This window comes from Phycicoccus flavus (assembly GCF_004025965.2).
GTDB classification, from domain to species: domain Bacteria; phylum Actinomycetota; class Actinomycetes; order Actinomycetales; family Dermatophilaceae; genus Phycicoccus; species Phycicoccus flavus.
Map to the genome: position 1 here is coordinate 1 of NZ_SAYU02000143.1, position 1,413 is coordinate 1,413.

Annotated in this window: 1 protein-coding gene; it reads right to left on the reverse strand. The window is 71.0% G+C overall.

Annotated features, from left to right (window positions below):
- Window positions 1–1,413 (reverse strand): glycerol-3-phosphate dehydrogenase/oxidase (locus EPD83_RS20215; RefSeq protein ID WP_165567081.1); only part of this gene is annotated, 1,413 nt, incomplete at both ends.

A 1,413-nucleotide genomic window follows, 5' to 3' on the forward strand; every position in this document is an offset into this window, starting at 1 on the left:
GGCGCCGCATGAAGTCCTCCATCGTCACGACCATCTCGTGCTCGGCGGCCTGGTAGATCTCGGCCCGGAGGTAGTCGGCCGAGCCCATGACGTCCTCGCCCATCGACGGGTCGGCCCGGATGGTCTCCAGCAGGTCGAACGCGCGCCGGCCGTAGCGTCGCCACAGCCGGTCGGTGAGCGGCTCGGTGTCCGGCTTGGTCCGCAGCGCGTCCAGGTGCATGAGCCGGGCCTGCCGGTAGAACTCGGCGCGGGTCTGCTTGGCGGGCTCGCCGTACCAGTTGCCGAGGTCCTTCTCCAGCGGGATGCCGAGCTTCTGGATGTCGGCGGCGACCTCCTCGCCGACGTTGAGGCAGTCGGTGAGCTTGCCGCCGAGGACGCTGACGACCCGGCGCGCGTCGTCGCGCTCGATGACGTGCTTGCGCGACAGCGAGGTCCAGTCGGCCTGGTCGTGGTCGCCGTCGCCCCGGGGCACCACGAGCGGCCGCACGCCGCAGCGCTCGGCGATGACGTCCTCGCGGGTCAGCGGCCGGGCGAGGTCGAGACGCTTGTTGATCTGCTCCAGCAGGAAGTCGCGGTCCTCCTCGGTCACCTCGGTGTACGGGGAGTCGACGCGGGTGTCGGTGGTGCCGATGACCGAGCGGCGGCCCATGGGGATGACGTAGAACAGGCGCTGCTCGTCGTCGAAGAAGGCGAGCACCCGGTCGTGCCGGCTCGTCGTGATCCGCGGCACGACGAGGTGGATGCCCTTGGAGCAGACGATGCGGTGCTCGGTGCGGGTTCCGAAGTCGCGCCCGAGCTCGTCGGCGAACGGGCCCGCGGCGTTGACGACGGCGCGGGCGGAGGTCGTGAGCTCACGGCCGGTGTCGGCGTCGCGCAGGGTCGCCACCCAGCGGTCGCGGTCCCAGCGGGCGGAGACGAGCTCGACGTAGTTGACCGCCGCGGCCCCGGCCTCCAGGGCGGAGCGGACGAAGGAGAAGACGAACCGGCTGTCGTTGTCGACGAGGTAGGCGTCCTGGTACTGGATCGCGCCACGGACGTCGGCGGTGTCGATGACCGGCTCCTCGTCCTTGACCTTCTCCGCGGTGAACAGCCGCGGCGGCTTCGTGCCGAACTGGCCGATGCCCCAGTAGGCGGCCGCGCCGAGGGCGGCGAACCACGGCGGGTAGGGCGAGCCGTGGTCGAGGGAGGCGAGGAATCCGATCTCCTTGATGTTGTCCGGGTAGGACCGCATGAGGCGGTTGCGGCTGCGGCAGAGGCCGAAGACCAGCGGCAGCTCGTAGTTCTCGAGGTACTTGAAGCCGCCCCAGACGAGGTTGCTCGACTCCTGGCTCGTGAAGGCGCCGAAGTCGCCCCGGTCGACCATCGCCACCGAGGCTCCACGGCCGGCCAGCGCCGCCGCGGACACCGCCCCGT